The sequence below is a fragment of the Aminobacter sp. HY435 genome, assembly GCF_027568395.1.
Taxonomy (GTDB): domain Bacteria; phylum Pseudomonadota; class Alphaproteobacteria; order Rhizobiales; family Rhizobiaceae; genus Aminobacter.
Window position 1 is genome coordinate 34,286 of the sequence record NZ_JANKZL010000011.1, and the last position, 17,775, is coordinate 52,060.

Sequence of the window (17,775 nt, forward strand, 5' to 3'; positions counted from 1 at the left end):
CCGCTTGTCCCTTCTCCCCGTTCTTCACGGGGAGAAGGTGCCGGCAGGCGGATGAGGGGCTTTGAAGGCCGCGTGTCTTTGCAACGCGAGGCACGACCATGATCGAGAACCTCTTCCTCCCCTTCGCCTTCCCGTTCATGCAGCAGGCGTTCGCCATTGCGCTTCTGGTCGCGGTGCCGATGGCGCTTTTGTCGTGCTTTTTGGTGCTCAAGGGCTGGTCGCTGATGGGCGACGCTATCAGCCATGCCGTCCTGCCCGGCGTGGTGCTGGCCTATATCGCCGGCCTGCCGCTGGCGATGGGTGCCTTCGCCGCCGGCATGACCTGCGCGTTGGCGACCGGCTATCTCAAGCAGAACAGCCGGATCAAGGAAGACACCGTCATGGGCATCGTCTTCTCCGGCATGTTCGGCCTCGGCATCGTGCTCTACACCAAGATCCAGACCGACGTGCATCTCGACCATATCCTGTTCGGCGACATGCTCGGCGTGAGCTGGAGCGACGTCGGCCAGACTGCTGTCATCGCGCTGGTCGCCACGGGTGCCATCGGCATCTTCCGCCGCGACCTGTTGCTGCACGCCTTCGACCCGCAGCACGCACAGGCCATCGGCCTGCCGGTCAAGCTGTTGCACTACGGGCTGCTATCGATCCTGTCGCTGACCATCGTCGGCGCACTGAAGGCCGTCGGCATCATCATCGCCATTGCCATGCTGATCGCGCCGGGTGCGATCGCCTACCTGCTCACCGACCGCTTCGAGCGCATGCTGTTGGTGTCGGTGCTGGTGGCGGTGCTGTGCTCGTTCTTTGGCGTCTATCTCAGCTTCTTCATCGACAGCGCGCCGGCACCGACCATCGTTCTGTTGATGAGCCTGGCCTTCGTGGTGGCGTTCTTCGTCGCCACGCGCAAATCGGCGCTGCGGCAGAGGCAGGTGGTGGCGGAGTGAGCGACGGCGACCAGCGCTCTTCTCCCCGTCCTTACGGGGAGAAGATGCCGGCAGGCAGATGAGGGGCGGCGCAAGCGTTGCAGATTGCCCCTCACCCTTACCCTCTCCCCGCAGGCGGGGAGAGGGGGACGTCAACGTCCAGCCTCACCCTCGAACCTGCTATCGGGGCACCACAAAGGCAGTGCCACAAGCGGCTTGGTCAAAAAAAAGCCTACGCCGCCGCGGCCGTGCGGCGGCGGGCAAACGAATGGCCGTCGCTGTCGAAGATATGCAGCTCGTCGGGGCTGGCGGCGAGCCGGATCTTGGCACCGCGCTTGATCTCGACATTGCCCGGCAGCTTGGCAACCAGCGGCTGGTCGGCGCGGCCGATGTCGACATAGACGAGCTGGACCTCGCCGAGCTGCTCGACATAGTCGACGAGCCCCTCGAACAGATAATCGTCGCCGGTCGCGACATAGAGATCTTCGGGCCGCACTCCGAAGCTGACCGCCTTGTCCTGGGCCTCGGCAGGCGTTGCCACCGGCACTGAAGTCTTGTGGCCACCGACATGGCTGACAAGGCTGGTCTCGCCTGCCATGTCGATGCTGCCAGCGACGATGTTCATTGCCGGCGAGCCGATGAACTGGGCGACGAACAGGTTGCCGGGATGCTTGTAGAGCTCCATCGGCGTGCCGACCTGCTCGATGCGGCCGTCCTTGAGCACGACGATGCGGTCGGCAAGCGTCATCGCCTCGACCTGGTCGTGGGTGACGTAGATCATCGTTGTGTTGGGCATCGATTCCTTGAGCTTGGCGATCTCGATGCGGGTGGCGACGCGAAGTGCTGCGTCAAGGTTGGACAGCGGCTCGTCGAACAGGAAGACCTTGGGATTGCGCACGATGGCGCGGCCGATCGCGACGCGCTGGCGCTGGCCGCCCGACATCGCCTTGGGCAGCCTGTCGAGATACTTGGTCAGCTGCAGGATTTCGGCGGCGGCGCGCACCCGCTTGTCGATCTCGGCCTTGCTTTCCTTGGCGATCTTCATGCCGAAGGCCATGTTGTCGTAGACGGTCATATGCGGGTAGAGCGCGTAGGACTGGAACACCATGGCGATGCCGCGCTTGGATGGCGGCACGTCGTTGACCTTCTCGCCGGCGATCTCCAGCGTGCCGCCGGTGATCTCCTCAAGACCTGCGATCGAGCGCAGCAGCGTCGACTTTCCGCAGCCCGAGGGGCCGACGAAGACGATGAACTCGCCGGATTTGATGTCGAGGTCGATGCCGTGGAGAATGTGCAGATTGCCGTAGGACTTCTTGACGTCCCTGAGCGTTAGATCGGCCATGATTTCCTCCCAGAATTTGCGGTCAGACGAAGCGCCCGAACCAGGCGCCGTAACCACCGAGCCGGACGGCACCGGCATTGGCATTTCCATCGAGTCCGTGCCCCGGCAAGGGCTGCAGGCCTCGACCTCCAAGGTCGACGTTAGCCGGCGAACCGCCAAGGTTGAAGACGCAGACGATTTCCTCGTTGCCTTCGCGGCGGGTGAAGGCAACCGTGTCGCCCTCGGCCTTGAGGAACGAAATGTCACCCTTGGTGAGCGCGGGATGGGCACGACGAAAGGCAAGGAAACGGCGGTAGTGTTCGAGCAGTGAGGCGTCGTCGCCCTCCTGCGTGTCGACGGCCTTGGCCAGGTGATCCGCCGGCACCGGCAGCCACGGCTTGGCGCTGGAGAAGCCGCCGTTCTTGGCGTCCTTGTTCCAGACCATCGGCGTGCGGCAGCCGTCGCGGCCCTTGAACTCGGGCCAGAAGCGGATGCCATAGGGGTCCTGCAAATCCTCGAAGGCGAGACCGGCTTCGGTGAGGCCAAGTTCCTCGCCCTGGTAGATGCAGACCGAGCCGCGCAGCGACATCATCAGCGCCGAGATCACCTTGAGATAGGCGGTGCCGTCGGCTTCGCCCATGCCCCAGCGCGAGGCATGGCGGACGACGTCGTGGTTGGAGAAGGCCCAGCACGACCAGCCGTCGCTGGCGGCCTTGCCGAAATCTTCCAGCACCCTGCGAACCTTGGCAGCAGAGATCTTCTCAGGCGCCAGGAAGTCGAAGGCGTAGCACATCTGCACCTTGTCGCCGCCGGCGGTGTAGGAGGCAACGACTTCGAGGCCGCGCTGGGAATCGCCGACTTCGCCGACCGCAGCTGCCGCCGGATATTCGTCGAGCACGGCGCGGAAGCGGGCGAGGAATTCGAGGTTCTCCGGCCGGCTCTTGTCGAAGATGTGGTCCTGGAAATTGTACGGGTTCACCGCCGGTGCGGTCTGGTCGTTGCGTTGTTCCGGCGGCAGTGCCGGATTGTCCTCAAGCCCGGCCGAGTGGAAGTAGAAGTTGATGGTGTCCAACCGGAAACCGTCGACGCCGCGGTCGAGCCAGAAGCGGGTGACGTCGATCAACGCGTCCTGGACGTCGCGGTTGTGGAAGTTGAGGTCGGGCTGCTCGGACAGGAAGTTGTGCAGGTAGTACTGCATACGCCTGGTGTCCCACTGCCAGGCAGAGCCGCCGAAGATCGACAGCCAGTTGTTGGGCGGGCTGCCGTCGGGCTTGGCGTCGGCCCAGACGTACCAGTCGGCCTTGGCGTTGTCGCGGCTCGCCCGGCTTTCCTTGAACCAGGGGTGCAGGTCGGAGGTGTGCGAGATGACTCCGTCGATCATCACCTTGAGGCCGAGGCGATGGGCCTCTGATATCATCGCGTCGAAGTCGGCAAGCGTCCCAAACATCGGGTCGATGTCGAGATAGTCCGAGATGTCGTAGCCGAAATCCTTCATCGGCGACTTGAAGAAGGGCGAGATCCAGACCGCGTCGGCGCCAAGGTCGGCGATGTGCGGCAGCCGCTCGATGATGCCTTGGAGATCGCCAATGCCGTCGCCGTTGGAGTCCTGGAAGCTGCGGGGGTAGATCTGGTAGATCACCGCCCCCCGCCACCAGTCGCGATCGACAGCGGTTTCAGGGTTTTCGTTTCTGCGCATTGCGGCTTGCATGGCGCTAGCCTCCCTTGACTGAACCCGCGAGCAGGCCGCGGACGAAATAACGTTGAAGCGAGAAGAACACGATCAGCGGCACGATGATGGTGACGAAGGCCGAGGTGGTGAGGATTTCCCAGTCGCCGCCGCGCGAGCCGAGCAGGGCATTGAGCTTGCCGGTCAGCACCAGCTGGTCGGAGCCTGAGCCAAGGAACACCATCGCCACCAGAAGATCGTTCCAGACCCAGAGGAACTGGAAGATGGCGAAGGAGGCGAGCACCGGGAAGGACAGCGGCAGCACGATCTTGACGAAGATCTCGAAATCGCTGGCGCCGTCGATGCGGGCGGATTCCATGATCTCGCGCGGCAAACCGGCGATGTAGCTTCGCAACAGGTAGATGGCGAAGGGTAGGCCGAAGCCGGTATGCGCCAGCCATATGCCGAGATAGGTCTTGGCCGGCACGCCGAAGAACAGGCCGACGCCATTGTAGAGCTTGAGCAGCGGGATGAGCGACATCTGCAGCGGCACGACCAATAGACCGATGATGACGGCGATCAGCAGCGCGCGGCCGGGAAAGCGCATCCAGGCGAGCGCATAGGCGGCATAGGCGGCGATCAGGATCGGGATGATGGTCGCCGGAATGGTCACCGTCAGCGAGTTGATGAACGAGCGCCCGATGCCCTCCGAAAACAGCACGGTGCGGTAGTTGTCGGTGGTGAAACGCGGCGGCGACGAAGCCGAGAAATAGACGCGCTGGCCGCGTGTGCCCTCGAACGCCTCGGGCGACGACATGACGTACGAGCCGTCATCATTGACCTGCAGCGTCATGCCCTCGCCGAGATCGGCAACCTCGCCCGCCGGATGCTGCGTCGGCTGCTGCGCCTTGGTGCCGAAATGGGTCAGGGTACGGGCATCGCCTGCTTCGAACAGGTTGCCCACGATGTGGAATTTGCCGTCCTTCTGGACCTGCTTTTCGGCGGTGTCGGTGCGACCGGCGTCGGTTTGCGACGATGTTCCGAGCGCCGTCCACCAGCCCGAGACGATGAGTTGGTCCTTGTCGCGCAGCGAGCTGACGAGGATGCCGAGCGTCGGGATGGTCCAGATGGCGACGAAGACGAAGACGGCGATGTGGACGCCGAAGCGGCCAAGAAAGGACTTTCCGGTTGCGGCCATGTCAGTGCCCTCCCCCGCCTTCGCGGTTGGCCTGGCGGATGTTCCAGATCATGATCGGCACAACGGCGAGCATGATGATGACAGCGATCGCAGCGCCACGGCCAAAGTCGCCGCCGCCACGGAACATCCAGTCGAACATCAGGTTTGCCAGCACCTGGCTGTTCCACTGGCCGTTGGTCATCGTCAGGACGATGTCGAATACCTTGAGCACCAGGATGGTGATGGTGGTCCAGACAACCGCAATCGTGCCCCAGATTTGCGGAACCATGATCTTCCAGAAGATCTGGAACGGGCTTGCGCCGTCGATGACGGCGGCCTCGATGGTTTCCTCGGGAATGCCGCGCAGGGCTGACGACAGGATGACCATGGCAAAGCCGGTCTGGATCCAGATCAGGATGACCATCAGGAAGAAGTTGTTCCAGAACGGGGTCGAGATCCACACCTGCGGGTTGCCGCCGAGATGCTGCACGGCAGCGTTGAGGATACCGATCTGGGTCTGGCCTTCGGCACGGTATTCGTAGACGAATTTCCAGATGACGCTGGCGCCGACGAACGAGATGGCGAGCGGCAGGAAGACGAGGCTCTTGGCGATGTTGCCCCACCAGATCTTGTCGGTGAGCACGGCGATGACCAGGCCAAAGAAGGTACAGGCGGCCGGCACGACGGCAAGCCACAGCAAGTTGTTGAAGATCGAATTGCGGAACTCGCGATCGCCGAACGCCCAGCTGTAATTGGCAAGGCCGACAAAATTCTCGCCGCTGCGATCCATGAACGACAGGCGCACCGTCTCGATGACGGGATAGACGAGATAGACGGTGACGATGAGCAGCGCGGGTCCGACAAACAGCCACGGGCGGATGAAGCCCTGGCGGCGCAGGTTGTCGACGGCAGCCGCACCGGACACGCCGCGCGAGGGAAAAATGGCGTCAAGAAGCTTGTTGGCGCCCCAGTAATAGATGACGCAGCCGCCGACGCCGACAATGATCGTGAAAATCGCCGAAAGTATCTGTGCCGTCATGGGAATCAGTCCCTTTTCAACGGGCCCTTTTCAACGGGCTGGTTCGAGCAGACTGCCAGGCCAGGAAAGATGCCCCCTCACCCGCGCTCCACGACGCCCCGGGGGCAGCCTCTACCCAGCGGGAGAGGAACCGGGAACGGCGCCGCCGGTGCCCTCTCCCTTGTGGGGAGAAGGCGGCCGCGAAGCGGCGAGATGAAGGGGCTAAGCGCTATCCTTGCTTACTTGATCGCGTCCCAGCTCTTCTGGATGTCGGACGCAACATCGGCTGCCGGCTTGCCGCCGACCAGATCGATCATGCCGGTCCAGAATGCACCGGCGCCTATCTTGCCCGGCATCAGGTCCGACCCGTCGAAGCGGAAGGTCGACGCATTGACCAGGATGTCGCCCTGCTTCTTCAGCGCCTCGTTGGCGTAGGCCTCCTTGTTCGCCGTCTTGAGCGGGGTCAGGAAGCCGGACTGCGCCATCCAGATCTCGTGGGCCAGCGGCATCTTCAGGAAATCGATGAAGGCGCGCGCGGCCTTGGAGTCCTTGGCGACGGTGAACAGCGTGCCGCCGCCGAGCACCGGATTGCCGAGCTCGGGCTTCGCCGCCATCGGCGGCAGGTAGAAGAAGTCGGCGTCTTCGCCGAGCTTGGTGCCTTCAGGGAAGAAGGACGAGATGAACGACGCCTGGCGGTGCAGGTAGCACTTGGGCGGAACCGCAAACAGGCCCTTGGGGCTGTCGCGGAAGTCGGTTGCGGAAACCGCTGCCTTGCCGCCGTCGACATATTTGTCGTTGGTGGCGATCTTGGCAAAGATGTCGAGCGCGTTGACGACGGCGGGATCGTTGAACGGAATCTCGTTCCTGGTCCATTTGTCGTAGGTTTCGGGCGACTGCGTGCGCAGCATGATGTCTTCGACCCAGTCGGTGGCCGGCCAGCCGGTGGCGCCGCCGGAGCCCAGGCCAATGCACCATGGCACGCCGCCATCAGCGACGATCTGGTCGGTCAGAGCCTGCATTTCTTCCCAGGTCGCCGGCACCTTGTAGCCGGCTTCCTCGAAATTCTCCGGCACGTACCAGACCAGCGACTTCAGGTCGGCCTTGAAGGGGAAGCCGTAGAAGCCTGATTTGCCGTCCTTGTCCTTGTAGGTGCCGAGATCGACCCAGGACTGGCCGGCGCCGTAGTTCTCCTTGACGAAGTTGGCGGTGCCCTCGTCGAGCGGCGTCAGCAGGCCCTTCGAGGCCAGGTCCTGGATCAGACCCGGCTGCGGCAGAATGGCGATGTTCGGCGGGCTGCCGGCCTGGGTGTCGATGACGATCTGTTGTTCGTAGTTCTCGGACGACGAATAATTGATCGTCGCACCGGTGGCCTCGCTGAAATAGTCGAGCACCGAGCGGGCCAGCGCCTCGTCTTCGCCGCGCCACGGCCCAAAGATCAAGAGCGTCTCGCCCTTCAGGTCGACCTTCTTGAGGTCGTCGAAATTGGACCAGGTGAAACGGGCGTCTTCGCCCGGCTTGAACTTCAGCTCCGCAGACGCGGGCGCGCTCAGGGCGACGGCAGCAAAAGCCACGCCCAGCAACAGGGTCTTCCTCATGGTCTTCCTCCCAGTGGATCGAAAAACTCCGGACGGAACCTCCATTCCGCCGGCCGGCACCGCCTCGAACTCTGCCCCATGATCGCGCAGCCTGCAACTCGCTTCACGTTACGGCATCTCAAAGCGCTTTGGCTTTCTTCATCACGCCATCGAATTCCTGACGAGTCAAGAGCCATGCATAGCTAATCGATTTAATTTTGCGCTAGCGTGCGATGCAGCACGTTTTTGGGCATCGCAGCAGAACATTTTGCTTCAAAGCCCTGCAATTCAGCCTTATCCTCTGCCGCTAGAATGCTGGACAACCGCTTGTCGTTTAAAGCGCTTTGAGAATTGGAGCCGAGGTGAACCTCAAGCAACTGGCGCTGATGCTGGAGCTTTCGCAGACGACGGTGAGCCGCGCCCTGAACGGCTATCCCGAGGTCAACGAGGAAACGCGCCGGCGCGTCACGGATGCCGCCAAGCGCCACGGCTACCGGCCAAACCCGAGCGCGCGAAGACTGGCGACAGGCAAGGCCGGGATGATCGGCTACGTTCTGCCGACAGGGGCCGCCGTCGACATCGATCCGCATTTCGTCGAATTCCTGTCGGGTCTCGGCGACTATGCGCGCGGCCACGAACTCGACCTCGTGCTCAGCCCCGCCGACGCCCAGGACGAAGAGACGACCTACCGGCGCATCGTCGCCAACAAGCAGGTGGATGCACTCTACATCTCGGCGCCGCGCGGAGCCGACAAGCGCCTGACGCTGGTCCACCAGCTTGGCATCCCCTTCATCGTGCACGGGCGCAGCGAAGGCCTCGACTTCGACTATCCCTTCATCGACATCGACAATGAAGGGGCGTTCCATGACGCGACGCGGCTGCTGGTGCAGCTCGGGCACCGGCGCGTCGGGCTCATCAACGGCGACGACGCCCAGACCTTTGCGATTTTCCGCGAACGCGGCGTCAGGCGGGCGCTGGCGCAAAACGGATTGGCGCTCGACCCCAGGCACATTCGTTCCGAGGTCATGACGGAGGAGAACGGCTACCGCGCCACGCGCAGCCTGCTGGAAGGCGCGGATGCGCCGACGGCGATCGTCTGCTCGAGCCTGATCATGGCGCTCGGCGTGGTGCGGGCGGCGCGCGATCTCAACCTGTCGCTGCCGGGCGACCTGTCGCTGATCTGCCATGACGACGTCTTCCCCTGGCTCAAGCCCGAGCATTTTTCGGTGCCGCTGACGACGACGCGCTCATCGATCCGGGCCGCCGGCGCGCGCGTCGCCGAGCGGCTGGCGGCGCGGATTTCGGGTTTGGAAGATGGCGCGCGCGGCGAGGTCTGGCCGGTGGACCTGGTCGTGCGGGGGTCCATCGCCGGTGCGAGGCTGTAACCAGTTAGCCCTCCCCCTCGTGGGGGCGGGTTAGGACGGGGGGTAAGCTACTCCGCTTCCTCGTGAGGCGGGGAGTAAGCCTACTCCTTCGCCGCTTCGGCGGCCTTGGTGTTGATCAGCCCGAAGCCGAAATCGGCGTCGCGGCCCTTGTCGCCGAGGTCGGTCGCCGTGTCGGCCAAAGCCTTTTCGACGGAGTCGGCCGAACGCCCCGGCTCCTTGTGCAATAGATTGGCGATCGCACCGCTGACAACCGCTGCGGCAAAGGATGTGCCAGTGACCAGGTCGGTACCGCCGCCGACCGGCGCAATCACATCGACCCCGGGCGCCGAGACATAGACGTAGGGGCCGCGATTGGCCTGTTTCATCAGCGCATCCCTGGCGTCGGTGGCGGTCACCGCAATGACCCCCTTGTAGGCCGCCGGATAGCCATAGGGTGCGCCAGGCCCATTGTTGCCGGCGGCAGCGACAAGGATCAGGCCGCGCCCGCGTGCCGCACGAACGGCCTGCTCCAAAAGCGCGTTTTTTGGCCCGACGAAGCTCATGTTGACGATCTGGACATCCTGCTCCGCAGCCCAGTCGAGCGCGTTGAGGATGATTTCCATGTTCGACTTGCCGCCCTCGAACGCACGGGCGTGATGGATCTTCGATCCCGGCGCCATGCCCCTGAACGGACCGACCCCGGCAATCAGCCCCGCAACGGAGGTGGCATGGTCGCGCGCGCTGACGGCGACGCCCGGCATGGCGTCAAAGATGCCGACGACGACGTCCTTCAGCGCCGGATGGGTTTCGTCGATGGCGGTGTCGATGACGGCGACGTCGACATTCTCGCCATTGGCGGCACTTTCGTCGAGGGCGATGCGCTGGAAGGCGAAATTGGGCGTAGAAGCCGCCTGCTGCAGTTCATAGATGTGATTGGGCGCGCGCTCGGCGGTGCGGCCGTCGCCGGCGAGCTGGGCAAGCACGACCGGCACCGGGCGACCGTCGGGAATGCCAAAGCGCACGACGCTGGTGCCCAAAAGGGTCGACTGCCGCTGCGAGCGGATGTCGAGTCCGAGACTCGCGGCAACCGCCTGCGCCACGGCAGGACCGCCGTCGATGGTCACCAGCACCTCGTCGGGCACGAAGGCGCCCGCGATGGCCCGGGGCGAAATCGCAAGGGCGGCATTCGGCGACGGCGGAACCGGCGGCGAAGCGGCGAGATCGGACACTGCCGCTTGGCCATTCGGGCCCCGCGGGTTGGGCGTGGGGACCGGCACTGCCGCAGGCGGTGCCGTGGTCGGGGGGGCGGCAGTCGACGGGCCACCGGGCGCGGGGAAGAGATCGACCAGCATGTCTGGAACACCGACGGGACCGGCAGCACCTTCGCCCGCCGCTCCGCCACCGCCACCTCCACCGCCGCCAGGCTTGAGGCAATCGGCGGCATTCGCGGCGGTGGCCCTGCTCAGGCAGTCGAGTTGCTCGGGCGTGATGTTCGGGTCGTTGGTCTGGGCGAATGCAGGGCTGGCGACAAACAGCGCCGCCACTATCGTCATGAAAAAGACCCTGCCCCCGCGCGTCATCCGGCCGGCTTCCTGCCGGCCGTGGCGGTGTCGGCGAAGGGTGCGGCCGCGATGAGGCCGAGGATGCGGTCGTATTCGGCGACAGTTTCGGCCGGGATGGCGATGCGGAAGACGCCGCTCGCGGTCGGACCGTCGATGATCGAGGCGCCATTGTCACCAAGCAGGGTCGCGACATCCGACATCCTGGCGTCCGGCTTGAAGGTGACCAGCGCGAAGGGCAGCTTGGCTGCGTCCCCGCCGGTGCCGGCGACCTCGAAGTTGGAGCCACCACCGGCACCGGGACGATCCATCACGCCCTGGACAGCGACGAAGGCAAGCATGGCGGCGGCCGCGGCCCAGGCGACGCCGACGGGCAGGCCCATGAAGCCCTGCCAGGCGCGCGCCAAGAACGATTGTGCCCTCGGTTCGCGCACCGGGCCAGCCTCGACCTCGAGCATCTTGGAGAAGCGGCTCAGCGCATCGGCGGGCGGACGGATCGCCTCGTTGGCGGCCATCGTGCCGGAGAACTCGGCTTCGGCAGCCTCAAGCGCACCCATGGCGGCCGGATCGCCGGCGAGCCAGTCTTCCACGGTCGCCAGTTCCGAGCCTTCCAGCGTGCCGTTCAGATAAAACGGCAGCAGCGTTTCGATCTCGTCGCGGCGGGTCATCTTTTCGGCAGCGCTCATGGCCAGCCCCTGTCGTATCCGGCGGCCTTCAAGGCCTCGCCGAGCTTCTTGCGGGCGTAGAACATCCGCGTCTTGACCGTGGCGACCGGAATGTCGAGGACGTCGCCGATCTCGGTCACCGACTTGCCATGATAATAGGCGAGGTCGATAACGGTGCGATGTTCCTCGGCAAGCCCGTCGACGAAGCGACGAAGGGCGGCGCCCTTGTCCTGCTTCATGGCCACCACTTCCGGGGTGTCTGCACCATCAGGCACCGCCGCCGCATCGTCGTCGTCGAGCCACTCTTCCTTGCGCTTGCGCAGCGACGAAAGCGCCTTGAAGCGAGCAATGCCGAGCAGCCAGGTCGAGACTTCGGAGCGGCCTTCGAATTGCGGCGCCTGGCGCCACAGCTCAAGAAACACTTCATTTGCTACATCATCCGCCACGGCTTCCGATCCCGTCTGGCGCGCCACGAAACGGTAGACCCGTGCATGGTGGCGCGTAAACAGAAGCCGCAAAGCGGCGCGATCGCCGTTTGCGACGCGGCTCACGAGATCACGATCGGACATCGGGTCAGATGCGATGTTCATGGCCGGTGCAACCGCCGGGCTCCTGTCTGCTTGGTCGTTGCTCGCCGCAAAAAGGTTCACCGGAATGTTTCGGATGAAGAAAGCTAACCGAAGTTTCGAGGCATGGCGAGTCCGTGCGACAACGCACGAACGGCAACGGCGGCGGGACCGGTTAGCCCGCCGCCGTCCACAAGACCGCATCGACAGTGGCAGGCTTGCGCCTGCCTGCCGCCAGGCTCTTCGACGAGGTCTAGATGCGCTTGCCCGTCAACGTGTCGAACACATGGACGTCCTTCGGGTCCGCATGCAGATGGATGGTGTCGCCGGGACCGACATCGGTACGGCCGCGGATCAGCACGCGGATGACCCGACCTGCCAGGCGCGCTGTGATCTGGGTTTCCGAACCGGTCGGCTCGACCACCGAAACGGTCGCTGGCCAGCCTTTGTCGGCGAGCGCGAAATGTTCGGGCCGAACGCCGATGGTCACGGCAGTACCGGCTGGGTGGCCGAGTGCCGGCAGATCGAGCGCCTCGCCCGTATCGAGCGCCAGCTTGCCCGCCGCGTCGATCTTGCCTTCGAGGAAATTCATCGGCGGCGAGCCGATAAAGGCGGCGACGAACAGGCTGTGGGGACGATCGTAGAGTTCGAGCGGCGGACCGGATTGCTCGACCCTGCCGCCATTCATGACGACCACGCGGTCGGCCAGGGTCATCGCCTCGATCTGGTCGTGGGTGACGTAGACGGTGGTGGTGCCGAGGCGCTGGTGCAGTTCCTTGAGCTCGGAGCGCATCTCGCCGCGCAGCTTGGCATCAAGGTTGGAAAGCGGCTCGTCGAACAAGAAGACGTTGGGGTTGCGCACGATGGCGCGGCCCATGGCGACGCGCTGACGCTGGCCGCCGGACAAGGCACGCGGCTTGCGGTCGAGCAGAGCTTCCAGCCCGAGAATGCGGGCCGCCTCGTTGACGCGCGTGTCGATCTCGGCCTTCGGCGTGCGGCGCATGCGCAGGGCAAAGCCCATGTTCTCGCGCACGGACTTGTGCGGATAAAGCGCGTAGTTCTGGAACACCATGGCGATGTCGCGATCCTTGGGCGCGACATCGTTGACGACGCGGCCGCCGATGGCGATCTCGCCGTCGGTGATCTCCTCTAGGCCGGCGATCATGCGCAGCAGGGTTGACTTGCCGCAACCGGACGGACCGACCAGGGCGACGAACTCGCCATCGGGAATGTCGATCGTGATGCCATGGATGACGGCATGGCCGGCATAGGCCTTGCGGACGTCCCTGATTTCAACATTGCTCATGATTGCTTCCTGGAATTCGTGTGACTGGCGCGGGCGTGTCGGGCGGCGTTACCACCGCCGCTTGACCTCTTCGGCCCAACCGAAAATCTTCTCGACCGTGATCCGTCGGCCGTCCTCGCTGACGATCGTGCCGTCGTACCAGCCAAAGACCTGATGTTCCTTCGAGATGACGACGAGGCGGTCGAAGCACGAATAGCGATCGTGGACAGGGGTGAAGGTCAGGTCGACGCGCTCGCCGCTGATGCGCCACGGTGCCATCCAGTCGTTGCGGTCATAGATCCATTCCAGCTCCTGGCTGATCTTCTGGATGCGCCCGTCGATGCGCAGGCAGTTCTCGGTCGAGGGCGTGCCATCGGTCCACTTGGCGCCGAACTGCAAGCCGATGACCTCGCCATCTGCGGTGCGACCGCTGCCCGCGCCCCAGTTCCAGACGATCGAGTAGGGCCAACGGCCGCGGCCATGGTCGAGCGTGGCGAATGCCGTATCGGCGGAAAGCTCGTAACGCTTGCCGTCGGCCTTGACCCAGCCGCGCGCCGGAATGCAGTTGTCCTTGAGCGTGTACTGGAACCGCTTGTCGTCCCACGGAACGACGACGCCCATGGCCTCGTGGCCGGGCTCCCTGACCGCCTCGATTTCAAGGTCGAGACGCGGCGTTGCGGCGCGCAAAAGCGTGCCGTTGTCGATCTCGAGCATCTCGATCTTCATCGCGTCGCCCTGGCCGACGAGCGAGCCGTCGCCGGATTTCTGCGGCATGGGCGTGACGCGGCCGCGCGGCAGCCAGTGGATCTCGGCCTGCGAAAAGGTCGCAAGCGTCTTCATGTCGAGGAAGAAGGTCGCAAGCGTCACGCGATAGTCGCTGTGCGAGATGTTGACCGCAACCGTGAGGTCCGGCGTGGTGATGCACCAGTATTCGAAACGCTTGTTGCGGCCCCAGCCCTGGAGATTGGCCGTGTGCAGCGCCTTGCGCGTCCAGCCGACGGCAGCCGGGTTCAGGCGCCCGTTGGGCAAGCACAGGTCCACCGGCTCGGTGATCTCGCGTTCAGTCTTCATTACGCCGCCTACCATTTGCGGTGAACCTCCTCAGCCAGTCCGAATACACTCCGCACCCGCAACGTCTTTCCCGCGTCGGAAACGATCTCGCCGTCAAAATTGCCGAAGCATTGGTCGCCCCGGGCGCTGATGACGTAGCGATTGAAAAAGTGGTGGTGATAGATCGAGGGCGTGAAGGTCAGCTCGACCCTGTCGCCCTGGATGCGCCAGGGCGCCATCCAGTTGGAGCGGTCGTAGGTCCAGGTCAGTTCCTGGCTGATCTTGTGCAGGCGTCCGTCGATGCGCAGCGCGTTTTCGGTCGAGGGCGTGCCGGCCGTCCACTTGCCGCCGAACTGCAGGCCGATCTCATGGCCGTCGGTGACGCCGCTGCCGGCCGCCCAGTTCCACCAGGTGCTGTAGGGCCAGCGGCCGCGGCCGTGATCGTGGATGGCGTAGGCCTCGCCGCGGCGGACGCGGCGCTCGACGCCGTCGACCCAGACCGAACCCTCGACCGGCAGGCAGTTGTTTTTGCGCGTGTACTGGAACAGGCGCTCGCTCCACGGCACCAGCACGCCCATCGATTCGCGGCCGGGCTCTTCGGTCACCTGCAGGTCGACGTGGACCGATGCGTTGTCGACGCGGATCTGCGTGCCATTCCGGATGGGCGCAAGGCGCACCGTGATGCCTTCGGCGGAAGCCTCCATTGCAGCCGACGGATCGTGGCCGGAGAGCGTGCCGGCCGGCGGGAACCAGCGGTTCTGGCGCTTCGAGATGGTGTGCCCGGACTTCAGGTCGATGAAGGTCGAGGCGACGTTGGCGCGGTAGTCGTGATGCGAGATGTTGGCGGTTACGATGAAGTCGCGGGCGACGATGCACCAGTATTCGAAACGCTTGTTGCGGCCCCAGCCCTGAAGGTTGGCGCGATGCAACGGCCTGCGGCTCCAGCCGACGGCGGCCGGATTGAGCCGGCCGCTCGGCAGGCAGATGTCCACGGGCGCAGTCAGCTCGCGCTCGAGTCGCGCTGCGGTGGCGCGCGTCGCTGGGTCGATTACCTGGTTCACTTCGCGGCCAGCTCCGCCCGCGAACGGTCGAGCTCGCCGATCAGCGCAAGCCCGGCGGCCTCTTCGTGCTGGCGCACCAGGGTCGCGGCGCGATCGTAGTCACCGCTGCTGATCGCCTTGCGGATGTCGCGGTGCTCGTCGAGCGAAGCGCGCATGCGCTGAGGCACCGCCTCGAAGCCACGATGCATGGCCATCGTCTGGGCGCGCAGGTTTACCAGCAGCTTGAGGCTCCACTGCGAGTGCGGCGTGTCGCACAACAGGACGTGGAAATCGTGATTGAGACGGGCGTAGAGACCGGCGTCGGTTGAAGACACGGCAGCTTCGCTCTCCGCTATGTTGCGATCAATCTCGGCCAGCCTGTCCACGTCGTAGCTCGGCGCGCCAAGTTCGATGGCAAGCGCGCCAAGCATGCCGCGCAGTGCATAGACTTCATGCACGTGGTCGCTGTTGAAAGAGGCGACGACGACGCCGAGATGAGCGTGGAAGTCGAGCCAGCCTTCGGCCGACAGGCTGCGCAATGCCTCGCGGATGGGCGTCTCGCTCATGCCGAGGGCCTCGGCGATTTCACGCGTGGTGATGCGGGCTCCAGCGCGGACCGCGCCGGAGACGATCATCTCCTGGATATGCTGGCGCGCCAGCTCCGCCTTGGTCATGAAGACCGCTTTCGGTTTCATCGCTGTCCTCCCGGCTGGCAATTGTGCGAACAGGCCATTGGCGTCATCCCTTCGTCGCGCCATCGGCCAGCCCCTGAATCAGCCATTTCTGAACGAGCAGCGCGAAGATGACCACAGGCACGACGGTCAGAGTGCCGACAGCCGTCAGTGCGCCCCAGTTGGCGCCGTTGACCGAGTCGCCGGCGATGCCGGCGATCGACACCGGAATGGTCGAGGCGTTGCGATTGGTCAGCACCAGGGCGAACAGCAGCTCTTCCCAGGCGAGGATGACGCTGAAGATCATGGTCGACAGGATGCCCGGCAGCGAGATCGGCACGATGATGCGGAAGAAGGCGCCGAAACGGGTGCAGCCGTCGATCATCGCCGATTCCTCGAGCTCCTTGGGCAAAGCCATGAAGAACCCGCGCATCAGCCACATCACATAGGGGATGAGGAAGGTGCAGTAGGCGAGGATCAGAGTGATGTGCTTGTCGGTGAGCCCGAGGCTGCGGGCGACGAGGAACATCGGCACCGCCAGTGCGATCGGCGGCACGCCGCGCGACAGGAGGATCAGCGCGCCGAGCATGCCCGCCCCGCGCAGGCGGATGCGCGCCAGGGCATATCCGGCCATCGAGCCGGCGATGATGGAGATGAACGCCGAGCCGAAGGCGACGATGACTGTGTTGAGCATCCGATAAGGGATGTCGGCCCGCGACATGTAGCTGATGTAGGTCTCGAGCGTCGGCGTGAAGAACAGCGTCGGCGGCGTCGTGAAGATGTCGCGCGGCATCTTGAACGATGTCAGCACCATCCAGAACACCGGGAACAGGAACAAGAGGCAGGCAACCACGCCCGAGGTGACACGGACATAGTGACCGACCGGAACCTTGCGACGGCGAACAGAAACGGCGGCGCTCAATACATTTCCTCCAGCTTGCGGCTGCCACGCAGGAACAGCGCCGTCAGAACCATGGTCAGGACGAGGATGATCACGGCCATCGCCGCGGACTCGGCGAATTTCAGCGATCGGAACGCTTCTTCATAGATGAACAGGTTGATGACCTTGGTCGCCGCTCCGGGACCGCCGTTTGTCGCCGCAAGGGCGATGTCGAACATCTTCACCGCACCCAGCCAGCGCACGACGAAGGTCGCGGCAATGATCGGCAGCAGCAGCGGCAGGGTGATCGACCAGAACATGGTCCACCAGTTGGCGCCGTCGATCTCGGCCGCCTCGAAGACATCCTTGGGCAGCGACATCAGGGCGGCGGTGGCGATCAGGGTGACGAAAGGCGTCCAGCGCCAGGTGTCGATGATGACGACGGTCAGCATGGCGAGGCTGGGGTTGCCGAGCCAGTCAAGCGGCTCGAAGCCGGCAAGGCCGATGACATAGTTGGCGAGGCCCCACAGCGGGTCGAGGATCATGCGCCAGACACCGCCGGCCACCACCGGCGCCACGACCATCGGGATGATGAACAGCGCGCGGACAAGGCCGCGGCCCTGCCAGTTGGCGTTGATAAGGAATGCAATGCCGAAGCCGAGGATCATTTGCAGCGGCAGCGCCAGGACCAGATAGATGCCGGTGATCCGGAGCGATTCCCAGAAACGGGCGTCGTTCAGCACTTCGATGTAGTTGTCCCAGCCGACCCATTCGGTGGCGGTGAACGTGGCAAGGTCGAGTTCCGAGAAGGAAATCTCGATGGTGTAGAGGATGGGATAGGCAAGCATCGCCAGCAGAATGATGGTCGCGGGCGCCATGAACGCCCAGCGGCTGGTCAGGTCCGCCAGCTTGGCGGCGCCGCGCGAGCGACTACGTCCAACAGTTGCCATGTGACTGATGCTCCTCGAGGCCCTGGCCCCAGAATTCGAAATCGAAGGACGAAGCGCCGCGCATCCGTG

At 64.4% G+C, this 17,775-nt stretch carries 16 protein-coding genes; 2 read left to right on the plus strand and 14 right to left on the minus strand.

What is annotated here, in order from left to right; all coding sequences use genetic code 11:
* Positions 1 to 98 precede the first annotated feature (98 nt).
* Entirely contained in the window at positions 99 to 941 is an 843-nt protein-coding gene (locus PCJ21_RS16865) for a metal ABC transporter permease (protein WP_269932585.1), read from the plus strand.
* 211 nt (positions 942 to 1,152) lie between these two features.
* Here PCJ21_RS16865 and PCJ21_RS16870 read toward each other — a convergent pair whose 3' ends face one another.
* From PCJ21_RS16870 to PCJ21_RS16890, 5 genes are all read right to left on the minus strand, one after another.
* Positions 1,153 to 2,262 carry an ABC transporter ATP-binding protein gene (locus PCJ21_RS16870; RefSeq protein ID WP_269932586.1) on the minus strand — a complete coding sequence of 370 codons (1,110 nt, stop codon included), beginning with the start codon at positions 2,260 to 2,262 and terminating at the stop codon, positions 1,153 to 1,155.
* 22 nt (positions 2,263 to 2,284) lie between these two features.
* Complete coding sequence (bglA, locus tag PCJ21_RS16875) at positions 2,285 to 3,937, minus strand: beta-galactosidase BglA (RefSeq protein WP_442866033.1); 1,653 nt, start codon at positions 3,935 to 3,937, stop codon at positions 2,285 to 2,287.
* Between the two features lie 16 nt (positions 3,938 to 3,953).
* Entirely contained in the window at positions 3,954 to 5,105 is a 1,152-nt protein-coding gene (locus PCJ21_RS16880; protein WP_269932588.1) for a carbohydrate ABC transporter permease, read from the minus strand.
* Position 5,106: 1 nt separating this feature from the next.
* Positions 5,107 to 6,123, minus strand: a complete 1,017-nt coding sequence (locus PCJ21_RS16885) for a carbohydrate ABC transporter permease (RefSeq protein ID WP_269932589.1) — start codon at positions 6,121 to 6,123, stop codon at positions 5,107 to 5,109.
* 218 nt (positions 6,124 to 6,341) lie between these two features.
* A complete protein-coding gene (locus PCJ21_RS16890; protein WP_269932590.1) occupies positions 6,342 to 7,697 on the minus strand; it encodes an ABC transporter substrate-binding protein in 1,356 nt (451 codons plus the stop codon).
* A 341-nt stretch (positions 7,698 to 8,038) separates the two neighbouring features.
* Here PCJ21_RS16890 and PCJ21_RS16895 point away from each other — a divergent pair, with 341 nt between their 5' ends.
* A complete protein-coding gene (locus tag PCJ21_RS16895) occupies positions 8,039 to 9,061 on the plus strand; it encodes a substrate-binding domain-containing protein (RefSeq protein ID WP_269932591.1) in 1,023 nt (340 codons plus the stop codon).
* 80 nt (positions 9,062 to 9,141) lie between these two features.
* Here the strand turns inward: PCJ21_RS16895 and PCJ21_RS16900 are convergent, their stop codons facing one another.
* The 9 genes from PCJ21_RS16900 to PCJ21_RS16940 form a co-directional block, all read right to left on the minus strand.
* A complete protein-coding gene (locus PCJ21_RS16900) occupies positions 9,142 to 10,620 on the minus strand; it encodes a S8 family serine peptidase (protein ID WP_442866034.1) in 1,479 nt (492 codons plus the stop codon).
* Positions 10,617 to 11,285 carry an anti-sigma factor gene (locus PCJ21_RS16905; protein ID WP_269932593.1) on the minus strand — a complete coding sequence of 223 codons (669 nt, stop codon included), beginning with the start codon at positions 11,283 to 11,285 and terminating at the stop codon, positions 10,617 to 10,619. Before PCJ21_RS16905 ends, PCJ21_RS16900 begins: the two co-directional genes overlap by 4 nt.
* Positions 11,282 to 11,854, minus strand: coding sequence for a sigma-70 family RNA polymerase sigma factor (locus PCJ21_RS16910; protein ID WP_269932594.1), 573 nt, complete (start codon positions 11,852 to 11,854; stop codon positions 11,282 to 11,284). Before PCJ21_RS16910 ends, PCJ21_RS16905 begins: the two co-directional genes overlap by 4 nt.
* 229 nt (positions 11,855 to 12,083) lie before the next feature.
* The gene (locus tag PCJ21_RS16915; protein ID WP_269932595.1) at positions 12,084 to 13,136 is read right to left on the minus strand and encodes an ABC transporter ATP-binding protein; all 1,053 of its coding nucleotides are present in this window, start codon (positions 13,134 to 13,136) and stop codon (positions 12,084 to 12,086) included.
* A gap of 48 nt (positions 13,137 to 13,184) precedes the next feature.
* Positions 13,185 to 14,186: a DUF2804 domain-containing protein gene (locus tag PCJ21_RS16920; RefSeq protein ID WP_269932596.1), complete on the minus strand. Its 1,002-nt coding sequence runs from the start codon at positions 14,184 to 14,186 to the stop codon at positions 13,185 to 13,187.
* Between the two features lie 8 nt (positions 14,187 to 14,194).
* The gene (locus PCJ21_RS16925) at positions 14,195 to 15,226 is read right to left on the minus strand and encodes a DUF2804 domain-containing protein (protein ID WP_269932597.1); all 1,032 of its coding nucleotides are present in this window, start codon (positions 15,224 to 15,226) and stop codon (positions 14,195 to 14,197) included.
* The gene (locus tag PCJ21_RS16930; protein WP_269932598.1) at positions 15,223 to 15,900 is read right to left on the minus strand and encodes a GntR family transcriptional regulator; all 678 of its coding nucleotides are present in this window, start codon (positions 15,898 to 15,900) and stop codon (positions 15,223 to 15,225) included. The genes PCJ21_RS16925 and PCJ21_RS16930 overlap by 4 nt, the downstream gene beginning before the upstream one ends.
* 43 nt (positions 15,901 to 15,943) lie before the next feature.
* Positions 15,944 to 16,798, minus strand: a complete 855-nt coding sequence (locus tag PCJ21_RS16935; protein WP_269932599.1) for a carbohydrate ABC transporter permease — start codon at positions 16,796 to 16,798, stop codon at positions 15,944 to 15,946.
* Positions 16,795 to 17,706 (minus strand): carbohydrate ABC transporter permease, encoded by a 912-nt coding sequence (locus tag PCJ21_RS16940; RefSeq protein ID WP_269932600.1) that lies wholly within the window; start codon positions 17,704 to 17,706, stop codon positions 16,795 to 16,797. The genes PCJ21_RS16935 and PCJ21_RS16940 overlap by 4 nt, the downstream gene beginning before the upstream one ends.
* Between the last annotated feature and the right edge of the window lie 69 nt (positions 17,707 to 17,775).